The 21,412-nt window shown below is 71.8% G+C and carries 20 protein-coding genes; 11 read left to right on the top strand and 9 right to left on the bottom strand.

Going from position 1 to position 21,412, the window contains the following annotated elements:
• Positions 1 to 14: 14 nt before the first annotated feature.
• The 3 genes from ACZ4NB_RS27955 to ACZ4NB_RS27965 all read right to left on the bottom strand — a co-directional run bounded on the left by ACZ4NB_RS27955 (position 15) and on the right by ACZ4NB_RS27965 (position 2,867).
• Positions 15 to 1,466, bottom strand: a complete 1,452-nt coding sequence (locus ACZ4NB_RS27955; RefSeq protein ID WP_467665801.1) for a D-alanyl-D-alanine carboxypeptidase family protein — start codon at positions 1,464 to 1,466, stop codon at positions 15 to 17.
• A 532-nt stretch (positions 1,467 to 1,998) separates the two neighbouring features.
• Positions 1,999 to 2,268 carry an SCO4848 family membrane protein gene (locus tag ACZ4NB_RS27960; RefSeq protein WP_467665802.1) on the bottom strand — a complete coding sequence of 90 codons (270 nt, stop codon included), beginning with the start codon at positions 2,266 to 2,268 and terminating at the stop codon, positions 1,999 to 2,001.
• Between the two features lie 83 nt (positions 2,269 to 2,351).
• The gene (locus tag ACZ4NB_RS27965) at positions 2,352 to 2,867 is read right to left on the bottom strand and encodes a Pycsar system effector family protein (protein WP_467665803.1); all 516 of its coding nucleotides are present in this window, start codon (positions 2,865 to 2,867) and stop codon (positions 2,352 to 2,354) included.
• Between the two features lie 378 nt (positions 2,868 to 3,245).
• On the opposite strand from ACZ4NB_RS27965, the gene ACZ4NB_RS27970 reads away from it, so the two are divergent.
• The 6 genes from ACZ4NB_RS27970 to ACZ4NB_RS27995 all read left to right on the top strand — a co-directional run bounded on the left by ACZ4NB_RS27970 (position 3,246) and on the right by ACZ4NB_RS27995 (position 9,376).
• Positions 3,246 to 4,541 carry a metallophosphoesterase gene (locus tag ACZ4NB_RS27970; RefSeq protein ID WP_467665804.1) on the top strand — a complete coding sequence of 432 codons (1,296 nt, stop codon included), beginning with the start codon at positions 3,246 to 3,248 and terminating at the stop codon, positions 4,539 to 4,541.
• Positions 4,542 to 4,754: 213 nt separating this feature from the next.
• Entirely contained in the window at positions 4,755 to 5,066 is a 312-nt protein-coding gene (locus ACZ4NB_RS27975) for a hypothetical protein (RefSeq protein WP_393497319.1), read from the top strand.
• A 55-nt stretch (positions 5,067 to 5,121) separates the two neighbouring features.
• Positions 5,122 to 6,525 (top strand): hypothetical protein, encoded by a 1,404-nt coding sequence (locus tag ACZ4NB_RS27980; RefSeq protein WP_467665805.1) that lies wholly within the window; start codon positions 5,122 to 5,124, stop codon positions 6,523 to 6,525.
• Positions 6,526 to 6,640: 115 nt separating this feature from the next.
• Positions 6,641 to 7,834, top strand: coding sequence for a S8 family serine peptidase (locus tag ACZ4NB_RS27985; RefSeq protein ID WP_467665806.1), 1,194 nt, complete (start codon positions 6,641 to 6,643; stop codon positions 7,832 to 7,834).
• Between the two features lie 84 nt (positions 7,835 to 7,918).
• The gene (locus ACZ4NB_RS27990) at positions 7,919 to 8,422 is read left to right on the top strand and encodes an FBP domain-containing protein (RefSeq protein ID WP_467665807.1); all 504 of its coding nucleotides are present in this window, start codon (positions 7,919 to 7,921) and stop codon (positions 8,420 to 8,422) included.
• 132 nt (positions 8,423 to 8,554) lie between these two features.
• A complete protein-coding gene (locus tag ACZ4NB_RS27995; protein WP_467665808.1) occupies positions 8,555 to 9,376 on the top strand; it encodes a DUF5937 family protein in 822 nt (273 codons plus the stop codon).
• Here ACZ4NB_RS27995 and ACZ4NB_RS28000 read toward each other — a convergent pair.
• The 5 genes from ACZ4NB_RS28000 to ACZ4NB_RS28020 form a co-directional block, all read right to left on the bottom strand.
• The gene (locus tag ACZ4NB_RS28000; protein ID WP_467665809.1) at positions 9,360 to 10,136 is read right to left on the bottom strand and encodes a succinate dehydrogenase iron-sulfur subunit; all 777 of its coding nucleotides are present in this window, start codon (positions 10,134 to 10,136) and stop codon (positions 9,360 to 9,362) included. The genes ACZ4NB_RS27995 and ACZ4NB_RS28000 overlap by 17 nt on opposite strands.
• On the bottom strand, positions 10,136 to 11,890 hold the full coding sequence (gene sdhA, locus ACZ4NB_RS28005) for a succinate dehydrogenase flavoprotein subunit (protein ID WP_467665810.1): 1,755 nt from the start codon (positions 11,888 to 11,890) through the stop codon (positions 10,136 to 10,138). Before sdhA ends, ACZ4NB_RS28000 begins: the two co-directional genes overlap by 1 nt.
• A 20-nt stretch (positions 11,891 to 11,910) precedes the next feature.
• The gene (locus tag ACZ4NB_RS28010) at positions 11,911 to 12,399 is read right to left on the bottom strand and encodes a succinate dehydrogenase hydrophobic membrane anchor subunit (RefSeq protein ID WP_399148315.1); all 489 of its coding nucleotides are present in this window, start codon (positions 12,397 to 12,399) and stop codon (positions 11,911 to 11,913) included.
• A gap of 6 nt (positions 12,400 to 12,405) precedes the next feature.
• On the bottom strand, positions 12,406 to 12,786 hold the full coding sequence (gene sdhC, locus ACZ4NB_RS28015; RefSeq protein WP_129250783.1) for a succinate dehydrogenase, cytochrome b556 subunit: 381 nt from the start codon (positions 12,784 to 12,786) through the stop codon (positions 12,406 to 12,408).
• Between the two features lie 264 nt (positions 12,787 to 13,050).
• A complete protein-coding gene (locus ACZ4NB_RS28020; RefSeq protein ID WP_467665811.1) occupies positions 13,051 to 13,788 on the bottom strand; it encodes a 2-oxo-4-hydroxy-4-carboxy-5-ureidoimidazoline decarboxylase in 738 nt (245 codons plus the stop codon).
• 199 nt (positions 13,789 to 13,987) lie between these two features.
• On the opposite strand from ACZ4NB_RS28020, the gene ACZ4NB_RS28025 reads away from it, so the two are divergent.
• From ACZ4NB_RS28025 to ACZ4NB_RS28035, 3 genes are all read left to right on the top strand, one after another.
• Positions 13,988 to 15,634 (top strand): beta-N-acetylhexosaminidase, encoded by a 1,647-nt coding sequence (locus ACZ4NB_RS28025; protein ID WP_467665812.1) that lies wholly within the window; start codon positions 13,988 to 13,990, stop codon positions 15,632 to 15,634.
• 696 nt (positions 15,635 to 16,330) lie between these two features.
• Positions 16,331 to 17,122 (top strand): RNA polymerase sigma factor, encoded by a 792-nt coding sequence (locus ACZ4NB_RS28030; RefSeq protein ID WP_467665813.1) that lies wholly within the window; start codon positions 16,331 to 16,333, stop codon positions 17,120 to 17,122.
• A complete protein-coding gene (locus ACZ4NB_RS28035) occupies positions 17,122 to 18,141 on the top strand; it encodes a hypothetical protein (RefSeq protein WP_467665814.1) in 1,020 nt (339 codons plus the stop codon). The genes ACZ4NB_RS28030 and ACZ4NB_RS28035 overlap by 1 nt, the downstream gene beginning before the upstream one ends.
• A gap of 224 nt (positions 18,142 to 18,365) precedes the next feature.
• On the opposite strand, the gene ACZ4NB_RS28040 is transcribed toward ACZ4NB_RS28035, so the two are convergent.
• Complete coding sequence (locus tag ACZ4NB_RS28040) at positions 18,366 to 19,175, bottom strand: L,D-transpeptidase family protein (protein WP_467665815.1); 810 nt, start codon at positions 19,173 to 19,175, stop codon at positions 18,366 to 18,368.
• 188 nt (positions 19,176 to 19,363) lie between these two features.
• On the opposite strand from ACZ4NB_RS28040, the gene ACZ4NB_RS28045 reads away from it, so the two are divergent.
• Together ACZ4NB_RS28045 and ACZ4NB_RS28050 are read left to right on the top strand one after the other, a co-directional pair.
• Positions 19,364 to 20,962, top strand: coding sequence for an acyl-CoA mutase large subunit family protein (locus ACZ4NB_RS28045; RefSeq protein ID WP_467665816.1), 1,599 nt, complete (start codon positions 19,364 to 19,366; stop codon positions 20,960 to 20,962).
• 76 nt (positions 20,963 to 21,038) lie between these two features.
• Positions 21,039 to 21,251 carry a hypothetical protein gene (locus ACZ4NB_RS28050; protein WP_384425488.1) on the top strand — a complete coding sequence of 71 codons (213 nt, stop codon included), beginning with the start codon at positions 21,039 to 21,041 and terminating at the stop codon, positions 21,249 to 21,251.
• The last annotated feature ends 161 nt before the right edge of the window (positions 21,252 to 21,412 follow it).

A 21,412-nucleotide genomic window follows, 5' to 3' on the forward strand; every position in this document is an offset into this window, starting at 1 on the left:
CGGCCGGGTCCGGATCAGCGCCCCGAGCGCCGCCCGCGACCGCGGCCCCGTACCAGTTCCGGCAGCGGCCGGCGGCGGTGCACCAGCAGGGCCACGGCACCGATCAGGGCCATCGCGCCCCCGGCGACCGCGATCGCGGTCCAGGCGCCGCCCCCGCCGCCGGTGCTGTTGAGCCCGGCCTGGGTGCTCTCGTGCGCGCCCTTGGACTTGGGGCCCTCCGCGCCGGTGCCGTCGTCCTCGCTCCGCGGCCCGACGAGCCGGCCGACCGGCTCGACCTTGTCGGCCGCGGCGAAGCCCCAGTCGAGGAGCTTGGCGGCTTCCTTGTATGCCTCGTTGTGCTCCTTCTTCGCCGGGTTCATGACCGTCACCAGCAGCTTGCGCTCGCCCCGTTGGGCCACGCCGGTGAAGGTCGACCCGGCGTTGGTGGTCGAGCCGTTCTTCACCCCCGCGATGCCCGGGTACGGCTTCATGTCGTAATCGCCGCTGAGCAGTCGGTTGGTGTTCTGGATGCCGAACGTTGCCCGCTTGCCGTCCTTGCCCTTGTCCCCGGGGAACTGCGCGAACGCCGTCGAGCAGTACTCGCGGAAGTCGGCGTTCGCCAGGCCCGACCGGGCGAACAGGCTCAGGTCGTAGGCGCTGGAGACCTGCCCCGGCGCGTCGTACCCGTCGGGCGTCACCACATGGGTGTCGTTGGCGTTGAGTTCCTTTGCGTGCTTCTGCATCTGCATGACGGTGGCCTCCGTTCCGCCGTTCATCGCCGAGAGGGTGTGCACCGCGTCGTTGCCGGAGCGCAGGAAGACCCCGAGCCACAGATCGTGAACCGTGTAGGTCAGGTTCTCCTTTATCCCGACCAGGCTGCTGCCCACGCCCATGCCCGCCAGGTCGGCGGGTTTGACGGTGTACTTCCGGTCCTTGGGGAACTTCGGCAGCACGGTGTCCGCGAACAGCATCTTCAGCGTGCTGGCCGGCGCCAGCTGCCAGTGCGGGTTCTTGGCGGCCAGCACCTTGCCCGACTCGGCGTCGGAGACGATCCACGAGCGGGCGGTCAGCGCGTCCGGCCCCGGCAGCTTGGGCGCACCGGGCCTGGGCTGCACCTGGACGCCGGGCGTGCCCAGCCGGTCCCCGCCGATCTGCGACATCTTCGCCGGTGGCGCGGGTGCCTTGGGATCGGCGTACGCGGTGCCGGCCAGCAGCGGCGTGGCCAGCAGCCCGGAGGCGGCCAGTGCGGCGACGGTGCGCACGGGAAGGCCGCTGCGCGCCGCACGTCCGGCGCCACCGGGTACGCCGGCGGTGCTCGGCGCGGTGGAGGCGGTCGGTGTGATCGGGGTCGGGGAAGCCGGGGAGGCACGGAAGGTCGTCGGCACGTCGCTGAACGTACCCCCCATTGCCCGTGATGCCGACAGCACCCCACGGAAGAGTGCCCCTGCGGACCGCCGGATGGAGCCGCTGCCCCTACTGGAACGCATCACGCCCTCCCGCCCCGTGTGCTGATTCCCGCTCGCCTTCGGGGGGTGGAGCTGGTTCATCTGGCTCACCTTTCACAAATAACTGGCCATCACCGCGGGGACTGGAGGAAAGAGCAGGTCGGAGCGTAAGAGACCGTGCGTGTTGCCGCCCGGCTGCCGGATCGGCAGACAGTCCACGGGTTCAAAGACGTCAGCCGGTCCGGTTGGGATCCCACATCAGGGGCCCAAAGCAGTCCGTCCGGGATGTGACATCACTCATGGCGGGCGCCGGGGCGCGGGAGGGCCGAGGGGAGTCCGGCGCCGAGCCCGGCGTCCGGTGGGGCCATGGCGGAGGCGAACGGCACTCAAGCGACCGCCCCGGCCGCGGTGACCTGGACGGTCGAGCGGTCGGGGCGGGTGACTACCGCAGGGAATCCCCTGCGGGCCTACGGGCCATGTTTCGACGGTACGGCGACACGGCCCGCGCGGGAAGAGGGGGCGCGGGCCTCAGCCGCCCGCGGGCCCCGGCCGCCGGAGCGGGTGCGCGACGCGGTCAGCCCTTCGCCGCCGTGCCCGCCGTCCCCGCCGACTCCCGGCGCAGTGCGCGCAGGCCCCGGAAGCCGATCACGCCGATGGCGGTGCCCAGGAGGAACGAGGTGATGGCGAGGACGAGGTGGACCCAGAAGTACGCCGTGGGGCTCCCGTGATCGAAGGCCAGCCCGCTGGCGTCCTTGATCAGATTCTTGACGAAGGTCGTCCACACCACCCATGACCAGACGCCGAAGGCGAGGAGGAACCAGGAGACCGGGCGGCTGAGCTTCATGGGGTGTGTCCTTAGCTGCGGGGGAGCCTTGTCCTGCCAGTATCCGGCCGGTGGCCCCGTGTCCCGCGGCGGGGGGCGGCCGGTCAGGCCGTCCGCATCAGCACGGCCGTCAGTGCCAGCAGGCCCAGGCCGGCGAGCAGGCAGTCCACCGCCGCCCGGATCAGCCGGAACTTCCGGGCGGCGAGGGCGGCCATGAACCTCAGATGGTCCACCTGGTAGCCGGACGCCAGCCGCTCGCGCAGCTGCTCGACGCTCAGCCGGGACCAGCTGGTCCAGCCACCGCCCCCGAGGTCGGGGCGGACCGCGAGCAGCAGCAGCGCGGTCGCGGCCAGCAGCGCGGCGGTGCCGAGCGCCCCGGCCACGGCGGCGGGCACCGGCAGGCGGAGGCCGCCGGCCGCCGAGACCAGTGCGACCAGCGCCGCCCCGGATAAGGCCAGCAGCAGGCTCGCCTTGCCCTCGGAGCGGGCCAGGTCCGCCTGGAGGGCGGTCATGGTCGCGACGATCCGGTCCTGCCGGTCCGGCGGCGTGGCGCCGTGTGCTCCGTCGTCCGAGCCGTCCCGGGTGCCGCCGTGGCGCGGGTCGGGTGTGGTGGTCGCCATGAGTGCCTCGTCTCCGGGATCCGGGAGTGCCGTGCGGTGCGTGCGGTACCCAGGATGCCGCCGACGGCCGTGCGGTTTCCCCGAGTTGGGCGCCGGTTCATCGGCGCTGGGCGAAGACGTAGCCGGTGAACCAGGCGGGGAAGGCGCGGCGGAGCGTGCCGGGGCCGGTGAGGGTGACGGCACGGTGCACGGCGGCTATCTGGCCACGCTGCTCGATTCCGCCCTGGGCTCGGCGGTGCTGACCCGCCTTCCCGCCGGCCGGACGCGGTCGGCCGCGCCGCCGGGTGCCCGGCCGGTCCGCGTGCCCGTGGCGGTCCCGCTCGGCCGGGGCTATAGCGTGCTCCGCTGGGAGAGCACGCAACTGCCAGGGGAGGCGCCGTGATCTTCGCCCTGATCGTGGTCCCGGTTCTCGGGCTGTTCTTCGGCGTGCACCGGTACCTGTGGTGCCGGCTCGTCCGCGACACCACCGCGCCGGGCGGCCGGCCGCGCCGTGCGGGCACCGCCGCGCTCTGCGCGCTGCCGCTGATCGCGCTGGCCGCACCGCTCTCCGGACGCGTCGGCCTGCCCTTCGCCGTCCAACAGGCGCTCGCCTGGCCCGGATACCTCTGGCTGGCGCTGGTGGTCTATCTGACGCTTGGGCTGCTGGCGGGGGAGGCCGTACGGGCGGTGTGGCCGCGGGTGTCCCGGGCGGGTGAGGCCGGCGGGGCGGAGGCCCCCGCGGCCGCCTCGGCGGCGTCGGCCGCCGTCCCGGCACGGAAGGCCCCCGCCGATCCGCCCTCCGCCCCGGCCCCCTCCTCGGCCCCCACCCTCCTGCCGCCCGGTACGCCCGCGCTGCCGCCGCTCCCCGCGCCGCCCCGGCGGCTGTTCCTGGCGCGGGCGGTCGCGGCCGGCGCGTCCCTGGCCGCCGCGGCCACCGTCGGGTACGGCACGGCGACGACGCTGCGCGGCCCGTCCGTCAAACGGGTCACCGTTCCGCTGGCCAAACTGCCGCGCGCCGCACACGGCTTCCGCATCGCCGTCGTCAGCGACATCCACCTGGGGCCGACGCTCGGCCGCGCCCACACCCGGCGCGTGGTCGAGACGATCAACCGGACCGCTCCCGATCTGGTGGCCATCGTCGGCGACCTGGTCGACGGCGGCGTCGCCGACCTCGCCCCGGCCGCGGAGCCGCTGCGCGAGCTGCGCTCCCGGCACGGCGCCTACTTCGTCACCGGCAACCACGAGTACTACTCGGGCGCCGCCCAATGGGTCGACCACGTAAGGGAGTTGGGGATCCACCCGCTGGAGAACGCGCGCACCGAGCTGCCCGGGTTCGACCTCGCGGGCATCAACGACCTGGCCGGCGCGCGCGAGCACGCGGGTCCGGACTACGAACGGGCCCTGGGCGACCGGGACCCCTCCCGGGCCGCCGTCCTGCTGGCCCATCAGCCGGTCACCATCCACGACACCGTCCGCTACGGCGTGGACCTGCAGCTCTCCGGGCACACCCACGGCGGGCAGATGTGGCCCTTCACCTATGTCGCCGAGGCCACCAACCCCACCGTCGCCGGTCTGGAGCGCTACGGCGACACCCAGCTCTACGTCACGCGCGGCGCGGGTGCGTGGGGTCCGCCCGTACGGGTGGGGGCGCCGCCGGACGTCACGGTGGTCGAACTGGCCGCTCTGCGGGCGTGATCGGGCTGTGCAGAGGTTGCGCCGCCCAGGTAACAACCCGTCGACAAAGTGTGGTGCGATCCCGCACTAAATCGGACAGATCCTGACTTTCGATCTTGCGATCGAGGGGGCCGACTCCCTAGTATTTATTGACTTTATATTGCCCTTAGCGTGGCGGATTCATAGGCGGTGCGAGGGGGCGAGCGGGGCACGCGGGGAAACGGGGAGCGGTAAATGAGTGAGCGGTTCAAGGTCGATCTCGACGAACTGGACGGCGTCGTACGCCAGCTCAGGCGCCTGCGGGCCGACATGGACGAGCCCAGCCAGAAGGTGAAGTACAGCACCACGATCCCGAAGTCCGCGTTCGGGATCAACTTCCTCGAAGCGAACGACCTCGCCGGTGCCCACGACGACATGCAGGAGTACATGTCGCAGGTCATCAACGCGCTCCAGGACCTCATCCACAAGTTCGGTGAGAAGACGGAAGCCAGCCGGGGCGCGTACGAGGACCAGGAGCACGACGCCAAGACCTCGATGAACGGCTGACGGGCCGGGGCGATGCACGCACGAGAGGCGGAGATGAAGACGAAGGGGGGCCTGCGTGGTTGACGCCAAGCAGGAGATGGAGAGCGCCAAGGCGATGGAGCGGCAGCGCAAGGAGCACGAGCGGGACGAGCGGCTGAAGTCGTTCAAGGGGCACACCCCCACCCGGCGGTCTCCTTCCGACTTCCACCACCACGGCCTCGACGCGCTCCGGGCGATGATCGAGAACGCCAACCCCGACACGATCGAGACCTCCGGCGGACACTGGCGCGCCTCCGCCGACCGGCTCGCGGGCCAGGACGGCAGCGGTGGCATCCGCAAGGCGTTCATGGACGCCGTCGACCACGCCACCGCGCACTGGGAGGGCTCGGCGGCCAAGGCGTTCCGCAAGGAGGCCGGCAAGGTCCTGGAGAAGATCGACCGGACCTACGGCCACGCCCGGGTCGTCGAGCGCACGCTGATCGGCACCCGCACCACGGGCCCCGAACTCGGCGTCGCCCACAACCTCCGCGAGGCCAAGAAGGCCATGTCGAAGATCCACGACCCGGGTGTCGTGGACCGGGCGACCGACGAGAGCGGCGACGACAGCCAGTTCAAGCGGGACATGGCCGACCCCAAGATGGACACCCGCATGGCGCTGGAGCTCAACAGGGACAGCCTGTCCCTGAGCAAGGAGCGCCAGGTCGAGGCGGTCATCGTGATGGACGAGCTGGCCGCCAACTACGACGGCCACGCGGGGGTCCTCCACGAGGGCGTCGATCCGGGCGGCCCCAGCGGCGACTGGCCCAAGGAGCCCTCCTCCAGGCCCGCGCCCGCGCCGGTGAACATGCCGGTGGTCGGCGGCACGCACCCCAAGCCGTCGTCGGCGCCGGCGCCGAACCGGCTCAACGGGGCGGGCGGCGGCGCGGTTCCGGAAGGGTTCGACGGCCCGAAGATCAGCCGGCCCGAGCTTCCGGTGAACACCGGACTCGACAGCGTCCAGGGCGGCACCCTCGCCCCGCCGACGGTCGGCGGAGGCGGCCCCGGCGGCGGATCGACCGGCGGCTCGCACGGCGGGCCCGGCGGTACGGGTGGCTTCCCCGGCGGCATGGTCCCGTCCGGCGTCATCGGCGTGCCCCGTGGCGGCACGGGCGCCGGCGGGGTGCGCGGCGGCGGGATGCCGGGTGCCGCGGGCGGGGCCGGCAAGGCCGGCGGCGCCAAGGGCGCGGCCGGACGCGGTCCGCAGGCGCGAACCCGCGGCGGTCTGATGGGCAGGCCGGGCGGTCCGGCGGGCGGTGCGAAGCAGGGCGGCTCCGGTCTGCACCGCAGCCGCGGCGGCATGCAGGCGGGCGCCGCCGGTGCCAAGGGCAAGGACAAGAAGGGCGACAAGGAGCGCACCACCGGGCAGCGCCCCGATTACCTCGTCGAGGACGAGGAGACCTGGGCCTCGAAGCGTAATGTGGCCCCTCGCGTCATCGAGTAGGCCGGCGCTAACGTCGCATGCGGCCAATGAGGCATGGCCCCGCACTCAGCAGTGCGGGGCCATTTCTCGGACGGAACGAATGCCGCCCGGGCAGCACAGCAAGAAGGAGCGAAGGATGAGGGTCACCCGAACACTGCGCGCGACGGCGGGGGCTGCGCTGACCGGGGCGCTGCTGCTGGCCGCGGGCGGAACCGCATCCGCGGACCAGGTGCGCAAGGATCTGTGGCCGCTGGAGGCGTTCGGGGCCCGTCAGCTGTGGCAGGAGGCCACCGGCAAGGGCGTGACGGTGGCCGTCCTCGACAGCGGATTCCGCACCACGCACCAGGACCTGACCGGGCAGTTCCTGCCGGGGCCGGACTGGGGCAAGGCCACCCAGGACGAGAACGCCGAGCACCTCGGGCCGAAGGAGGACGTCCGCGACCACGGGACCGCGATGGCCGGGATCATCGCCGGCCACGGACACGGCCCCGGCGGCTCCGCGGGCGTGCGGGGACTGGCACCCGACGCCAAGATCCTCCCGGTCCCCGAGTTCAAGAACTCCGGGCCGGCCACGCGCTGGGCCGTGGACCACGGCGCCGACGTGATCAATATGTCGTACGTCGAGAGCACCCCGGGCGCCGACGACTGCGCGGCGATCCACTACGCGCTGGAGAAGGGCGTCGTGGTGGTGGCCGGTGTCGGCAACGACGGTCTGCCGAAGAAGAACTACCCGGCGGCCTGCCCCGGCGTGATCGGCGTCGGAGCGGTCGACCAGTTCGGCGAGGCGGACGACGACAACAACGCCAACTCCACCCTCGACCTGCTCGCCCCCGGCGTGAAGATCCCGGTGGCCATGGGCAAGAGCGACGCGGACTACCGCACCGCCGACGGCAGCTCCGCGGCCACCGCCTACGTCTCCGCCGCCGCCGCCCTGCTCAAGCAGAAGTTCCCCGACCTCACCCCCGGGCAGATCGCCAACCGCCTGGTGAAGACCGCGGGCCTGGCCCAGGCCGAGAAGGACAAGCACCTCAAGCTGCCGGACAGCCACTACGGCTACGGCTTCATCCAGCCCGGCCCCGCCCTGCGGCGCGACATCGCGGCCGGTCCCGCGCAGGGGCCGCTGCCGATGCCGCAGGGCAAGGCGCCCCAGAAGGGCGTCGTCCCCGGCGCCGACAAGGGTGCCGACCCCGACCCGCCGGCGAGCGGCAAGGACCAGGTGATGCTCATCGGCGGTATCGCCCTCGGTGTCCTGGTCGTCGCCGGGATCGTCATCGGCGTGGTGTTCGCCGTCCGCCGCCGCGGCGGCTCCGGCGGCCAGTCCTGGGGCTGAGCCGGCCGGAAACCGCCCCTGCGGCCCCGTCGCGCGAGGAAATTCGCGCGACGGGGCCGCAGTCGCGTTGTTAGCTTCGGTGCCATGGATCCCGTGGGTGAAAAAGCGATACGTGCCTCTTTTGTGAACTGCTCGAAGGGGGAGGCGAGTCGGCTCCACCTGCCCGCGGGCCTGGCCGATCTGCCGTGGGCGGACCTGGACTTCCTGGGGTGGCGCGATCCCGGTGCGCCGGACCGGAGCTATCTGGTCGCGCCGCGCGGCGACGACCTGATCGGGGTGACGCTGCGGGTGCCGCAGGGCGTGCGGCGCTCCTTCACCAAGACGACGGTGTGCTCGGTGTGCGTGACCGGCCACCCGGGCTCCGGCGTCGCCCTGCTCGCCGCGCGCCGCGCCGGCCCGGCGGGGCGGCAGGGCAACACCGTGGGGACGTACCTCTGCGCCGACCTGGCGTGCTCGCTCTACGTCCGGGGCCGCAAGCGCTCCCAGCTCGCCGGGCGGCATGAGGAGACGCTGCCGCTGGAGGAGCGGATCGCCCGCACGATGCGGAATCTGGACGCCTTCCTGGACAAGGTGCTGGACGGGGAGTAGCGGGGAGCAGCCGCCCCTGCCCGGCGGCGCGGGCCCAACGGAACCCGTTCGAGCGCTTGCCACAAGCCACCTGTCGGACAGATCCTCGTGTGCACGCCGTTCGGGGGAACGGCGGGGACGCAGGGGGCTGATGTGCTGCGAGTGCACTTCACCGGACAGGATCTGACGCGTACGAGAGTGGCCGACGGGGCCGACCCGCTGTGGGAGACGGTGCTGAGCCTGCACGCGCTGCGGGAGTCCCGTACCGAGCCCGCGCTGGCCGGCTGGCGGCAGCATGCGGTGCGGCACGGCCCGGGGCCGCTGCGGACGCTGCTGCCGCTGGTGCCCCAGCACGGCTACTTCCCGGACTTCCTCACGCCGTTCGCGGCGCTGGACGGGGTCGAACCCGGGCTGGAGGCCGTCATGAGCACCTCGCGCAGACGGCTGCGGGCCGAGGTGACGCTGCTGTCCGGCCACCGGGCGCTGCCGGGGTGGGCGCGTCGGATCGCGGCGGGGGAGCCGGCCGCGCTGCGGCACCTCGCGCGCAGCCTGCGCACGTACCACCATCTGGCGATCGCCCCGAGCTGGCCGAGGATCGCCCAACAGGTGGGCGCCGACCGGGCGTTACGGGTGCATGCGCTGGCGCAGTCCGGGGCGCAGGCGATGCTGCGGACGTTCGGGCCGGCGATGCGGTGGCGGCCACCGGTACTGGAGGTCGACTACCCGGTGGAACGGGAGCTGCATCTGGAGGGCCGGGGGCTGGTGTTCGTCCCGTCGTACTTCTGCCGGGACGAGCCGGTGGCGCTGGTCGACGAGGAGCTGCCGCCGGTGCTGGTGTATCCGGCGGCGGCGCCCGAGCACGCCGAAGGGCCCCGCTTCCGGCTGTACGGAAGCGAGGCCCTCGGCAACGTGCCGGCGCTCATCGGCGTCCGGACCCGGGCCCGGATCGCCGAGGGGATCAGAAGCGGCGGGTGATCAGCGCGCGCTTGACTTCCTGGATCGCCTTGGTGACCTCGATACCGCGCGGGCAGGCGTCCGTGCAGTTGAAGGTCGTCCGGCAGCGCCAGACGCCGTCCTTGTCGTTGAGGATCTCCAGCCGCTGCTCACCGGCCTCGTCACGCGAGTCGAAGATGAAGCGGTGCGCGTTGACGATCGCCGCCGGGCCGAAGTACTGGCCGTCGTTCCAGAACACCGGGCACGAGGACGTGCAGGCGGCGCACAGGATGCACTTGGTGGTGTCGTCGAAGCGCTCGCGGTCCTCGGGGGACTGCAGGCGCTCGCGGGTCGGCTCGTTGCCCGTCGTGACCAGGAAGGGCATCACATCGCGGTACGCCTGGAAGAAGGGCTCCATGTCGACGACAAGGTCCTTCATCACGGTCAGGCCCTTGATGGCCTCCACCGTGATCGGCTTCTCCGGGTTGATGTCCTTGATCAGCGTCTTGCAAGCCAGCCGGTTGCGGCCGTTGATCCGCATGGCGTCCGAACCGCAGATGCCGTGGGCGCAGGAGCGGCGGAAGGTCAGCGAACCGTCCTGCTCCCACTTGATCTTGTGGAGGGCGTCCAGGACGCGCTCCTTGGGGTCGATCTCCAGCTGGAAGTCCTGCCAGCTGGCCTCCTCGGAGACCTCCGGGTTGAACCGGCGGATCCGGAGGGTGACGGTGATGTACGGGGAGTCGGCGAAGCCGGGCTCGGGCTGGCCGGCCTCGGCCGCCTTGTCCAGGGTCGGGGTTGCCATCAGTACTTACGCTCCATCGGCTGGTAGCGGGTCTGCACGACCGGCTTGTAGTCGAGGCGGATCGACTCGGCGCCGTCTGCGCCCACCTCGCGGTACGCCATGGTGTGCCGCATGAAGTTGACGTCGTCGCGGTTGGGGTAGTCCTCGCGGTAGTGACCGCCGCGGGACTCCTTGCGGGCCAGCGCGGAGACCGCCATGACCTCGGCCAGGTCGAGCAGGTTGCCCAGCTCGATGGCCTCCAGCAGGTCGGTGTTGAACCGCTTGCCCTTGTCCTGGATGGACACGTTCAGGTACCGCTCGCGCAGCTCGCCGATCTTCTCGACCGCGGTCTTGATCGTCTGCTCGGTGCGGAACACCATCACGTTGGCGTCCATGCACTCCTGCAGCTCGTTGCGGATCTCGGTGACCCGCTCGGTGCCGGTGGAGTTGCGCAGCCGCTCGACCTGGTCGACGACCTGCTGGGCCGGGTTCTCGGGCAGCTCGGCGAAGTCGGTGGTGGCCGAGTACTCGGCGGCCGCGATGCCGGCCCGGCGGCCGAAGACGTTGATGTCCAGCAGCGAGTTGGTGCCCAGGCGGTTGGCGCCGTGCACGGAGACGCAGGCGACCTCGCCGGCGGCGTACAGGCCCGGGACGACGGTGGTGTTGTCCGCCAGGACCTCACCCTCGACGTTGGTCGGGATGCCGCCCATGGCGTAGTGCGCGGTCGGCTGGATCGGGATCGGGTCCGTGTAGGGCTCGATACCGAGGTAGGTCCGCGCGAACTCGGTGATGTCCGGGAGCTTGGCGTCCAGCTGCTCCGGCGGCAGGTGGGTGAGGTCCAGGTAGACGTGGTCGCCGTCGGGACCGCAGCCGCGGCCTTCGCGGATCTCCGTGTAGATGGAGCGCGAGACGACGTCACGCGAGGCGAGGTCCTTCATGACCGGCGCGTACTTCTCCATGAAGCGCTCGCCGTCCTTGTTGCGGAGGATGCCGCCCTCACCACGGGCGCCCTCCGTCAGCAGGATGCCCATCCGCCAGATGCCGGTCGGGTGGAACTGGAAGAACTCCATGTCCTCCAGCGGCAGTCCACGCCGGTAGCAGGCCGCCTGGCCGTCGCCGGTGAGGGTGTGCGCGTTGGAGGTCACCTTGAAGAACTTGCCGGTGCCGCCGGAGGCGTAGATGACCGACTTCGCCTGGAAGACGTGGATCTCGCCGGTGGCCAGTTCGTACGCGACGACGCCCGCGGACTTCTTGATGCCGGCTTCCTCGACGATCAGCTGGTCGAGGACGTAGAACTCGTTGAAGAACTCCACGCCCTCCTTGACGCAGTTCTGGTACAGCGTCTGGAGGATCATGTGGCCGGTGCGGTCGCCCGAGTAGCAGGCACGGCGGACCGGGGCCTCGCCGTGGTTGCGGGAGTGACCGCCGAAGCGGCGCTGGTCGATCTCACCCTTGGGGGTGCGGCCGAACGGCAGGCCCATCTTCTCCAGGTCGAGGACCGCGTCGATGGCCTCCTTCGCCAGGATCTCGGCGGCGTCCTGGTCGACCAGGTAGTCGCCACCCTTGATCGTGTCGAAGGTGTGCCACTCCCAGTTGTCCTCCTCGACGTTCGCGAGGGCGGCGGCCATACCGCCCTGGGCGGCGCCGGTGTGGGAGCGGGTCGGGTAGAGCTTCGTCAGGACCGCGGTGCGGCTGCGCTTGGTCGACTCGATGGCCGCGCGCATTCCCGCGCCGCCGGCGCCGACGATGACGGTGTCGTACTTGTGGATCTGCATGGTTCCAGTCAGCCCCGGCTTCAGGAGATGTTCGGGTCGAAGGTGAAGATCACCAGCGTGCCCAGCAGGACGGTGAACACCGTCGCGGTGTACAGCAGCATCTTCAGCCAGAAGCGGGTGTTGTCCCGCTGCGCGTAGTCGTTGATGACGGTGCGCAGGCCGTTGGCGCCGTGCAGCATGGCCAGCCACAGCATCAGCAGGTCCCAGACCTGCCAGAACGGCGAGGCCCAGCGGCCGGCGACGAAGGCGAAGCCGATCTTGGAGACGCCGCCGTCGAGGACGAGCTGGATCAGCAGGTGACCCAGGACCAGGACGACCAGCACGATGCCGGACAGCCGCATGAACAGCCAGGCCTGCATCTCGAAGTTGCCCCGAGACGCGCTGCCGGTCTTGTTCGTGCGCTTGCGCGGCGCCTCGATGACCGGAGCCGGGTTGTCCACGTCGTAGAGCGAGACGCCGTCGGTCGCGCCCGCCGCGGTGGCACCTGCGGAGGTGGTTTCAGCAGACATCTCGCGTCAGCTCCCGAACAGCGTGCGCAGGGTGTGCTGCAGCACGGGGTAGAAGGCACCGGCCATCAGCACGACCCAGACGCCGACGACGGTCCACAGCATCTGCTTCTGGTACTTCGGGCCCTTGGCCCAGAAGTCCACGGCGATGACGCGCAGGCCGTTGAGCGCGTGGAAGAGGATGGCGGCCACCAGGCCGTACTCCATCACGTTGACGATCGGCGTCTTGTAGGTCGCAACGACGTTGTCGTAGGCCTCGGGGGAGACGCGTACGAGTGCGGTGTCGAGGACATGGACGAACAGGAAGAAGAAAATGAGGACGCCGGTGACTCGATGAGCCACCCAGGACCACATGCCTTCCCGGCCGCGGTACAGCGTTCCAGCCGGCACGGAAGAACCCTCCGGGAGCGGGGACTAGGGCCGCGCCGGCTTCTCTGTCGGTCGGGCCCGGCCGGGTACGGTCCACCGGCCGCTCGTCATCGTATCGACGAGCTGTCGGTTCCTCGCGCGGGGGTCCTTAGGTGTGATCAAACAGGCACCAACGGGCTATCACACGGGGAGGAAGCCGATTTGCCGCGCGTACGGCGCCACTACCCGGGCTCCGGGGCGCCGGACGGCGGTCGGCTCGGGCCGCGGCGGCGCCGGGGGCCGCCCTCAGGCCGCCAGCCGGGCCAGTCGGCCGCGGGCCACTCGGCGCAGCTCGTCGGCGGCGACCGCGCGCTCCCGGGCGGGGGCGTTGCCCAGCCGGGCGCGCAGGGCGCACAGGACCTCGTCGAGGATCTCGTCCTCGTGCAGGCCGTCCAGGCAGATCACGAAGACATGGCCGAAGCGTCGCTCGTACTCGGTGTGCGCGGCGCGCAGCGCGGTGTGGGCGGCGAGCATGCCGGGGCCGCGGGCGGCGGTCAGCGGCAGCGGGGGGCGGGACTCGCCGGCGAGCGCCTCGTCGAGGTCGGCCGCCGGGAGGCCGTCGCAGACCTGGTCGCAGGCGGCGAGCAGGGCCGCGGTGTCGGCGTACGGGCGGTGTGCCGCGACCCGCTCGGCCCAGCGCCGGCTGTGGCAGCAGCCGAGCAGTGCGGTAAGAGCGTCGTCGCAGCTCAGCGCGTTGAGGCGGGCCAGTCCCCGGGCCGCGGGGCGGGCCAGGGCGGCGCCGCCGGTCTGGGTGGGGACGCCGGTCTGAGTGGGGATGCCGCACCACAGCGCTCGCGGGGGGTGCAGCGTCGTCGGCCGGGCGGCCGGGGTGTCACCGGACAGCGTGGGCTCCTCGGACGGATGCGAATGGATCTGTTCGACGGGTGCGGGGCGGGCGGCTGACGGAAGCTGGGGGAGCGGACCGGAGCCGGGACGCGCGTGGCCTCGGCGACGGGTGTGGCGGTGGTGTGTGTGGCATGACACCCCGGCGGTGCCCGGCGGTTCCAAGGAGAGCCCTGAGAAAGGGGTGACGAACAAGAGAGCGCCACGCTAACGATGGTTCTCGGCCACTGTCCGACGGATGCGCGAATTTCACCCGGACGAGAGAGCTTCCGCGCGTTCGACGGACGACCGGCTCCGCACACCTGGCAATGCCTTCGCCCCGAAAAGTGAGGATTGCACGATGTCGAACCCGAAGCGGCCGCCACGCGCCGCGCTCCCGGCCGTGGCGCTCACTGGTGCGCTGCTGCTCACCGGCTGCTCCGGCACGGCGGACACCGAACCGCCCGGCAGCACCAGCGCCAAGGTCAACCCCGAGGCGGCCGCCACCCCGACCTGGGCACCGGTGACCGGAACGCCGCAGGTCATCCCCGCCGTACGCGAGTTCCGCCGGGCCGACGGGCGCGGCTGGCGCCCGACCAAGCAGGCCCGTGTGGTGGTCCCGGCCGGCGAGCACAGCAACGTCGCCGACGAGGCGCAGCTGATGGCCCGTGACCTGGGGGGACTGGCCGTCGTCTACGGCGACGAGACCGTACGGCCCGGCGACATCGAGGTGAAGGCGACGGGCAGGAGCACCGCCGACAACGTGCCGGTCGACAGCGCGGCCGACGAGGCATACACCCTCACCGCCCGCGGGACCCGGCTCACTCTGACGGCCCCGACCGACGCCGGAATCTTCTACGGCACCCGCACCGTCAAGCAGGCCGTGCGCGCCGCCGGCGGGCTCCCCGAGGGCACCATCGAGGACCGGCCGGACCGCCCGCAGCGCGGGATGTCGCTGGACAACGCCCGCAAGCCCTTCAGTCAGGACTGGATCGAGGCGCGCCTGCGGGAGATCGCCGACCTCAAGCTCAACCAGTTCCAGCTGCACTTCTCCGACGACCAGGGCTTCCGCATCCAGAGCGACACCCACCCCGAGGTCGTCTCGACGGACCACCTCACCAAGGCGCAGGTGCGCCAGATCATCAAGCTCGCCCGCAGCCTGCACATCTCCGTCGTCCCCGAACTGGACTCGCCCGGCCACCTGGGCGCCGTGCTCAGGAACCATCAGGACCTTCTGCTGCGCAAGGCGTCGGGCACGGTGGTCCCGGGTGCGATCGACATCTCCCACCCCAAGGCGGCCCCGCTGATCGACTCGCTGCTGGAGGAGATGAGCGATCTGTTCACCAACCCCAAGGGCGCCCCCGCCTACTGGCACCTGGGCGGCGACGAGTACCAGGCGCTGCTGTCCTCCACGCCGTCGACCACGTATCCGCAGCTCACCCGGGCCGCACAGCAGAAGTACGGAGCGGGCGGCACCATCAAGGACCTGGCGACCGGCTGGCTCAACGACCGGCAGAAGACCGTTGAGGAGCGGGGCAAGAACCGGATCGAGGCATGGAACGACGGATTCTTCTCCAGCGCGGCGGTGAGCGCCGACAAGAACCGGGTGGTCGCCTACTGGACCGGCAGGGAGGGCGGCCAGCGCGACCCCGCGGGGTTCCTCCGCGACGGCCGCACCGTGCTGAACTTCAACGACGAGTACCTCTACTACGTCCTCGGCGAGCCCAACAAGTTCTTCTACCCGACCGGCCGGCGGATCTACGAGAGCTGGACCCCGAAGGTGCTGCGCGGCACCCAGCCGGTCTCGGTGCCCGCGAGCATGACCGGGCCGGACCGGATCCCCGGGGCGCGCTTCGCGATCTGGAGCGATCGGGCGCAGGCGCAGACGCAAGCGCAGGTGGCCGCCGGGATCCGGCTGCCGCTGGCGGCGCTGGCACAGAAGACCTGGGACCCGCGGACGCCCGCCCTGTCCTGGTCGCAGTTCCAGGCGCTGGCCAACCGGGTGTGAGAGGCGCCCCGGTGAGAAAGGAGAGTCACCCGGTAAGAAACGGGTGAGAGAAACGAGGCCGACCGGGCTCCGCGACGGCCTGGGCCCACGAGGACGGCCGGGGCCGCCACCTTCCCCATACGGGGTGACGTCGTCGTCGACGGCGGGTGGTGAACTCGGCACCAGGCTCCGTGACGGCCTGGGCCCACGAGGACGGCCGGGGCCGCCACCCCCCACAGGAGAGGCCCCGGCCGTCGTTCGTGAAGGGCCGTGACGGCCCTCTATTCGGTACAGCGCCAGACGGCGCGAAAGCGTCACACGCGGTGCCAGGCGGGGTACCGCCAGTGGTCTGGACGCGGGCCCGGCCAGGCCCGTAACGTGCGGATCCGCGCCGAATGGCGTGGTGGTCGCGCCGCCGGGGCGGCCGAAAGAAGCCGCCCTCCCGGGAGCTGCAGATGGATCCGTGCGCGCGTCCCACCGGTGCGTCGGCCGCCGTGTGTTCCTCGGCTCGGCGCTCGGTCGACGGGGGCGGCAGCGCCGTCCCGGGTTCGGTGCCGGTTGGTGCACGGGTTACGGTCAGCGGGAACAGCCGGGTTACCCGGGGTTCCCGACCTGCCCCGACCTGGGCCGGACGGTAGCCGGCGTACACGGCCGGGCAACGAGGCAAAGCAAGCAAGGACCGGGCGGCGGACATTCCACGTGCGACAGGATGGACCCGTGCGAGGGGACGACATTCAGCCGGACGACCGTCGGCTGACGGTGGCCGTGCAGGCGGCGCAGGGTGGCGACGAGGCGGCGTTCCGTACCGTCTACCGCGCCGTACATCCCCGACTTCTGGGATATGTGCGGACATTGGTGAGCGAAGCGGACGTCGAGGATGTCGCCTCGGAGGCATGGCTGCAGATAACCCGTGACCTCTCCCGCTTCAGCGGCGACGCCGACCGCTTCCGCGGCTGGGCCGCCCGAATTGCCCGTAATCGCGCGCTCGACCACATCAGGATGCGCGGCCGGCGCCCGGCGATCGGCGGCGACGAGAGCGAACTGGCCGACACCCCCGGCGCGTCCGACACCGCCGGCGAGGCGCTGGAAGCCCTCGGCACCGGCCGGACCATGCGACTGATAGCCCGCCTTCCGCAGGACCAGGCCGAGGCCGTGGTGCTGCGGGTGGTGGTCGGACTGGACGCCAAGAGCACCGCGCAGGTGCTCGGCAAACGCCCCGGAGCGGTGCGCACCGCCGCACACCGCGGACTGCGCCGGCTCGCCGAACTGATCGGCGACCCGCCGGACGGCGGCCCCGGGAGCGGTGACGGCGCCGACGCCGGCGGCGCGGAAGACGGTGCCGACGCGGGCGAGGACGCCCCGTCCGGCAGGCCCGCGCGGGGGCCGCGCGGAGGCGGCGGGACGATCGACGGAGTGCCCGTGCAGGGCCGCAGACGCCGCAACGGCGTGGCGGAATCGTACGTACCAGGTGTGACGGAAACGGCCGCACGAACGCAGAAGGACATGTGATGGCCGACGACCGGTACAACTGGCTCGACAAGGATGCCGCGGAGCAGTTGCTGCGCGGTGAACCGGTCGGTGCCCGGCACGGCGACGGCGCACGCGAACTGGAACAGCTGCTTCAGGCCGCCGCGGCGGTCGACGCCAAGACGTCCGGGGCCGCCCCGCTGCCAGGTGAAGAGGCCGCCGTCACGGCGTTCCGCCAGGCCGCCGGCGCCGGCTCGCGCGGCCGCGGTGCCGTCGGCCGGACCGCGGTACGCGGCGCGCGCGCCACCGGCGTCGCCGAACGCCCCTGGGTCGTCCGCCCCTTCCGGCGCGGCTTCGTCGTGGCCCTCGCCGCCTGTGCCCTCGGCGGTGTCGCCGTCGCGGCCGGCACCGGCGTACTGCACAGCCCGTTCCGCGGGAGCGACGATCCCGAACCGGCCTCCACGGTCTCCGCCGTCGAGACGCCCGGGCCGTTCGACACCCGCGAGCCCGGCGCCCAGACGGACGGCACGACGGAGCGGACCCCCGACCCCTCGTCCGGCGGGAAGACCGCCGGCCCCGACGGCGACCCGACCCCCGGCAGCAGCCACGGCGCGACCCCGGGACCCGGCAAGGGCACGCCCGACGGCCGCGGCCAGGACCAGAAGCCGGGCGGCGACGGCAACGGCGGATCCGGCAAGGGCGGCAAGAAGAAACTTTTGCTCAGCCTCTGCCGGGACTACGAGTCGGGCAAGAACCGCCAGATGGACCGCGAGACCGTGCAGCGACTGGAGAGCAAGGCCGGCGGCCCGGAGAAGGTGCACGCCTTCTGCCGCGCCTATCTGGACCGGTACCAGAGCGGCGGCGGCTCCGGTGACAACGATGGCTTGGGCGGCGGGTCCGCAAGCGGCGGCGGCTCCGGTGGCGACGAGGACGACGACCACGACCCCTCCCAGTCACCCGCCCCCGGCGCCTCGACCCCGGCACCCGGGTCCTCGTCGTCGGTCGTCCAACCGCGCAGCGCCACGCCGAGCGCGACCCCGAGCGCCACGGCCACCAACTAGGTGTGACGTTTTTCGAGCCGGTGACGCAGTACTGAGTGAAGCCGACTGGTCATCGGCTGCGCGAGGAGCCGGGGTTCCCCCCGTACCTACGGCTCAGCGCACATGGCGCGGGCGGGGCACGTTCCCCCGGCCCTGCCCGCGCCCTTCTCTTCCCCTCCGCGCACCGGGCCCGGCCCGCAGCGCACTCGCCGTTCCGGGCCGAGACATCACCCAGCGGTAGACGACTAGCGGTAGACGACCACCTTCGTCCCCTTCCCCACCTCGCCGAACAGTGCGGCGATCTTCGCCTTGTCCCGTACGTTGACGCAGCCGTGCGAGGCGCCGGTGTAGCCGCGGGCGGCGAAGTCCGCGGAGTAGTGGACCGCCTGGCCGCCGCTGAAGAACATCGCGTACGGCATGGCCGTGTGGTAGATCGTCGAGACGTGCCGGCGGCTCTTGAACGTGATGTGGAAGGTGCCCTCGCGGGTGGGGGTGTACTGGGAGCCGAAGCGGACGTCCATCGCCGAGGCGATCCGGCCGTCGACGACCCAGGTGAGGGTGTTGGACCGCTTGCTGATGCAGATCACCCTGCCCTGCATGCAGCGCCGGTCCAGCACGCCTATCGGCCGGGCGGTGGCCGGACGCAGCTCCGTCCGCGTCGGCTGACGGGTGCGGGCGCGCAGGGCGCCCCAGGCCGCGGACTGCACCGCGCCCGTACGGGGCAGGCCCTGCTGCCGCTGGAAGGCGCGGACCGCGGCGGTGGTCAGCGATCCGTAGTAGCCGGTGGGGGAGTGGGCGAAGAGCCCCAGCTGGGCCAGTCGCGCCTGGAGTTCGCGGACCCGCGCGCCCTGTGAGCCCAGCGCCATGACCGGCCGCGGGGCGGGGTGGGTGGCGCGGGCCGGCGGCGGGGTGTGCCGGCCCAGTGGCGGCGGGGCGGGGGTGGTGGGGGCGTGGCGGACTCCCTTGCCGTCCGGCGCGCCGGTCTTGGCGACCGTCACCGGGCGGCAGCCCACCGCGAGCGCCGCCACCAGCAGCACCGCGGCCGTCGCCGGCATCGTCCGTCTTCCGCTGCTCCGCGTCATGCGCTACCCCCGGATCTCGGCGATCCCGATCGGCCACCGGAGATGCTTCCCAGCGCTGCGGCGTGGCGAACCTGCGGGCATGCTGAGGGCAAGGCGTAAAACAACGGGTAATACATGGCGTAAGAGCGGATAACGGTCAACCGGTGGGAAGGCGTACGTCCATGGCGCAGGAATCGGGCGGTGTCCGGTACAACGAGAGCGGTCTGCCCATCGAGCCCGTGTACGGGCCGCAGTCGCTGGCCGGCTGGGACGCCGAGCGACGGCTCGGCGCGCCGGGCGGCTACCCCTTCACGCGTGGCGTCTATCCGTCGATGTACACCGGACGGCCCTGGACGATGCGGCAGTACGCGGGCTTCGGCACGGCCCGGGAGTCCAATGCCCGCTACCGGCAGCTGATCGCCCACGGCACGACGGGGCTGTCGGTCGCCTTCGACCTGCCCACCCAGATGGGCCACGACTCGGACACCCCGATCGCCTCCGGCGAGGTCGGCAAGGTCGGGGTGGCCATCGACTCCGTCGAGGACATGGGGGTGCTGTTCGGCGGGATCCCGCTGGACCGGGTGTCCACCTCGATGACGATCAACGCGCCGGCGGCGCTGCTGCTCCTCCTCTACCAACTGGTCGGTGAGGAACAGGGAGTGACGGCCGGTCAGCTCAAGGGCACGATCCAGAACGACGTGCTGAAGGAGTACATCGCACGCGGGACCTACATCTTCCCGCCGCAGCCCTCGCTGCGGCTGATCGCCGACATCTTCCAGTACTGCCGGGCCGAGATCCCCCAGTGGAACACCATCTCGATCTCCGGCTACCACATGGCCGAGGCCGGCGCCTCGCCCGCGCAGGAGGTCGCCTTCACGCTCGCCAACGGCATCGAGTACGTACGCACCGCCGTGGCGGCCGGTATGGACGTGGACGACTTCGCACCGCGGCTGTCGTTCTTCTTCGTCTCGCGCACGACGCTGCTGGAGGAGGTCGCCAAGTTCCGTTCCGCGCGCAGGATCTGGGCCCGCGTCATGCGCGAGGAGTTCGGCGCGCGGAACCCCAAGTCGCAGATGCTGCGGTTCCATACGCAGACCGCCGGGGTGCAGCTCACCGCCCAGCAGCCGGAGGTGAACCTCGCCCGGGTCACCGTCCAGGCGCTGGCCGCGGTATTCGGCGGCACCCAGTCGCTGCACACCAACTCCTTCGACGAGGCCATCGCGCTGCCCACGGACAAGTCGGCCCGGCTGGCGCTGCGCACCCAGCAGGTGCTCGCGCACGAGACCGATGTGACCGCCACCGTCGATCCGTTCGCCGGCTCCTACGCCGTGGAGTCGATGACGGACGAGTTGGAGGCGGCGGCCGTCGCGCTGATGCAGCGGGTCGAGGAGATGGGCGGTGCGGTGGCCGCCATCGAACGGGGCTTCCAGAAGGACGAGATCGAGCGGAACGCGTACCGGATCGCGCAGGAGACCGACGCCGGCGAACGCGTGGTGGTCGGCGTCAACCGCTTCCAGCTGGACGAGGAGGAGCCCTACGAGCCGCTGCGGGTCGACCCGGCGATCGAGTCCCAGCAGGTCGAGCGGCTGGCGCAGCTCCGCTCCCGCCGCAACCGCCGCGCGGTGACCGGCGCCCTGGACGACCTGCGCAAGGCCGCCGAGGGCACGGACAACGTCCTGCCCCCGATGCGGGAGGCGCTGCGGGCGAGGGCGACGGTGGGCGAGGTGTGCGAGGCGTTGCGGGGGGTTTGGGGGACGTATGTGCCGACCGACGCGTTCTGAGCCCGCACGCGTCGGTGTGTGGTCGGCGGCTCGGGGGGCTGCCCTGCCGCACGCCGGCCTGGGTCACACTGATGTCATGTCGTCACCCCGCCGCGCGTGCCCCGTCTGCACCCGAGAGATCGCCGTCGTCGGCGGCCGCTTCGCCCGTCACGACCCTCCGGGCCGCCGCACCGGACTGGAGCTGATCTCCTGTCCCGGCTCCCGGAAGATCGCCCCCCTGATGGCCCCCGCGGAACGCCTCTTCGATCCGGAGGAACCGCCGTTTCCGGGCCAGCAACCATTGTTTTGACCTTTCGCTGCGCTTGGCCTGCTTCCCACGTTGTCGGCTTTCCCGCCGTGGTGGTTTCTCGCCGTTGCGCCTGGCGGCGGGCGGTTGTTTGTCGGGTGCGGTGACAGCCCTACGGACTTCGTCCTACGGTCTGTCCCCTCCCGTGGGTGGATGGTGAAGAG

It is taken from the genome of Streptomyces sp. NPDC026575 (assembly GCF_055567415.1).

Coding starts and splice junctions, on each gene's coding strand:
- ACZ4NB_RS27955 (WP_467665801.1), bottom strand. CDS start 1,466: ATGCGTTCCAGTAGGGGCAGCGGCTCCATCCGGCGGTCCGCAGGGGCA.
- ACZ4NB_RS28040 (WP_467665815.1), bottom strand. CDS start 19,175: ATGCCGGCGACGGCCGCGGTGCTGCTGGTGGCGGCGCTCGCGGTGGGC.
- ACZ4NB_RS27960 (WP_467665802.1), bottom strand. CDS start 2,268: ATGAAGCTCAGCCGCCCGGTCTCCTGGTTCCTCCTCGCCTTCGGCGTC.
- ACZ4NB_RS28045 (WP_467665816.1), top strand. CDS start 19,364: ATGGCGCAGGAATCGGGCGGTGTCCGGTACAACGAGAGCGGTCTGCCC.
- ACZ4NB_RS27975 (WP_393497319.1), top strand. CDS start 4,755: ATGAGTGAGCGGTTCAAGGTCGATCTCGACGAACTGGACGGCGTCGTA.
- ACZ4NB_RS27965 (WP_467665803.1), bottom strand. CDS start 2,867: ATGGCGACCACCACACCCGACCCGCGCCACGGCGGCACCCGGGACGGC.
- ACZ4NB_RS28025 (WP_467665812.1), top strand. CDS start 13,988: ATGTCGAACCCGAAGCGGCCGCCACGCGCCGCGCTCCCGGCCGTGGCG.
- ACZ4NB_RS27985 (WP_467665806.1), top strand. CDS start 6,641: ATGAGGGTCACCCGAACACTGCGCGCGACGGCGGGGGCTGCGCTGACC.
- ACZ4NB_RS28000 (WP_467665809.1), bottom strand. CDS start 10,136: ATGGCAACCCCGACCCTGGACAAGGCGGCCGAGGCCGGCCAGCCCGAG.
- ACZ4NB_RS28050 (WP_384425488.1), top strand. CDS start 21,039: ATGTCGTCACCCCGCCGCGCGTGCCCCGTCTGCACCCGAGAGATCGCC.
- sdhA (WP_467665810.1), bottom strand. CDS start 11,890: ATGCAGATCCACAAGTACGACACCGTCATCGTCGGCGCCGGCGGCGCG.
- ACZ4NB_RS28035 (WP_467665814.1), top strand. CDS start 17,122: ATGGCCGACGACCGGTACAACTGGCTCGACAAGGATGCCGCGGAGCAG.
- ACZ4NB_RS27990 (WP_467665807.1), top strand. CDS start 7,919: ATGGATCCCGTGGGTGAAAAAGCGATACGTGCCTCTTTTGTGAACTGC.
- ACZ4NB_RS28010 (WP_399148315.1), bottom strand. CDS start 12,399: ATGTCTGCTGAAACCACCTCCGCAGGTGCCACCGCGGCGGGCGCGACC.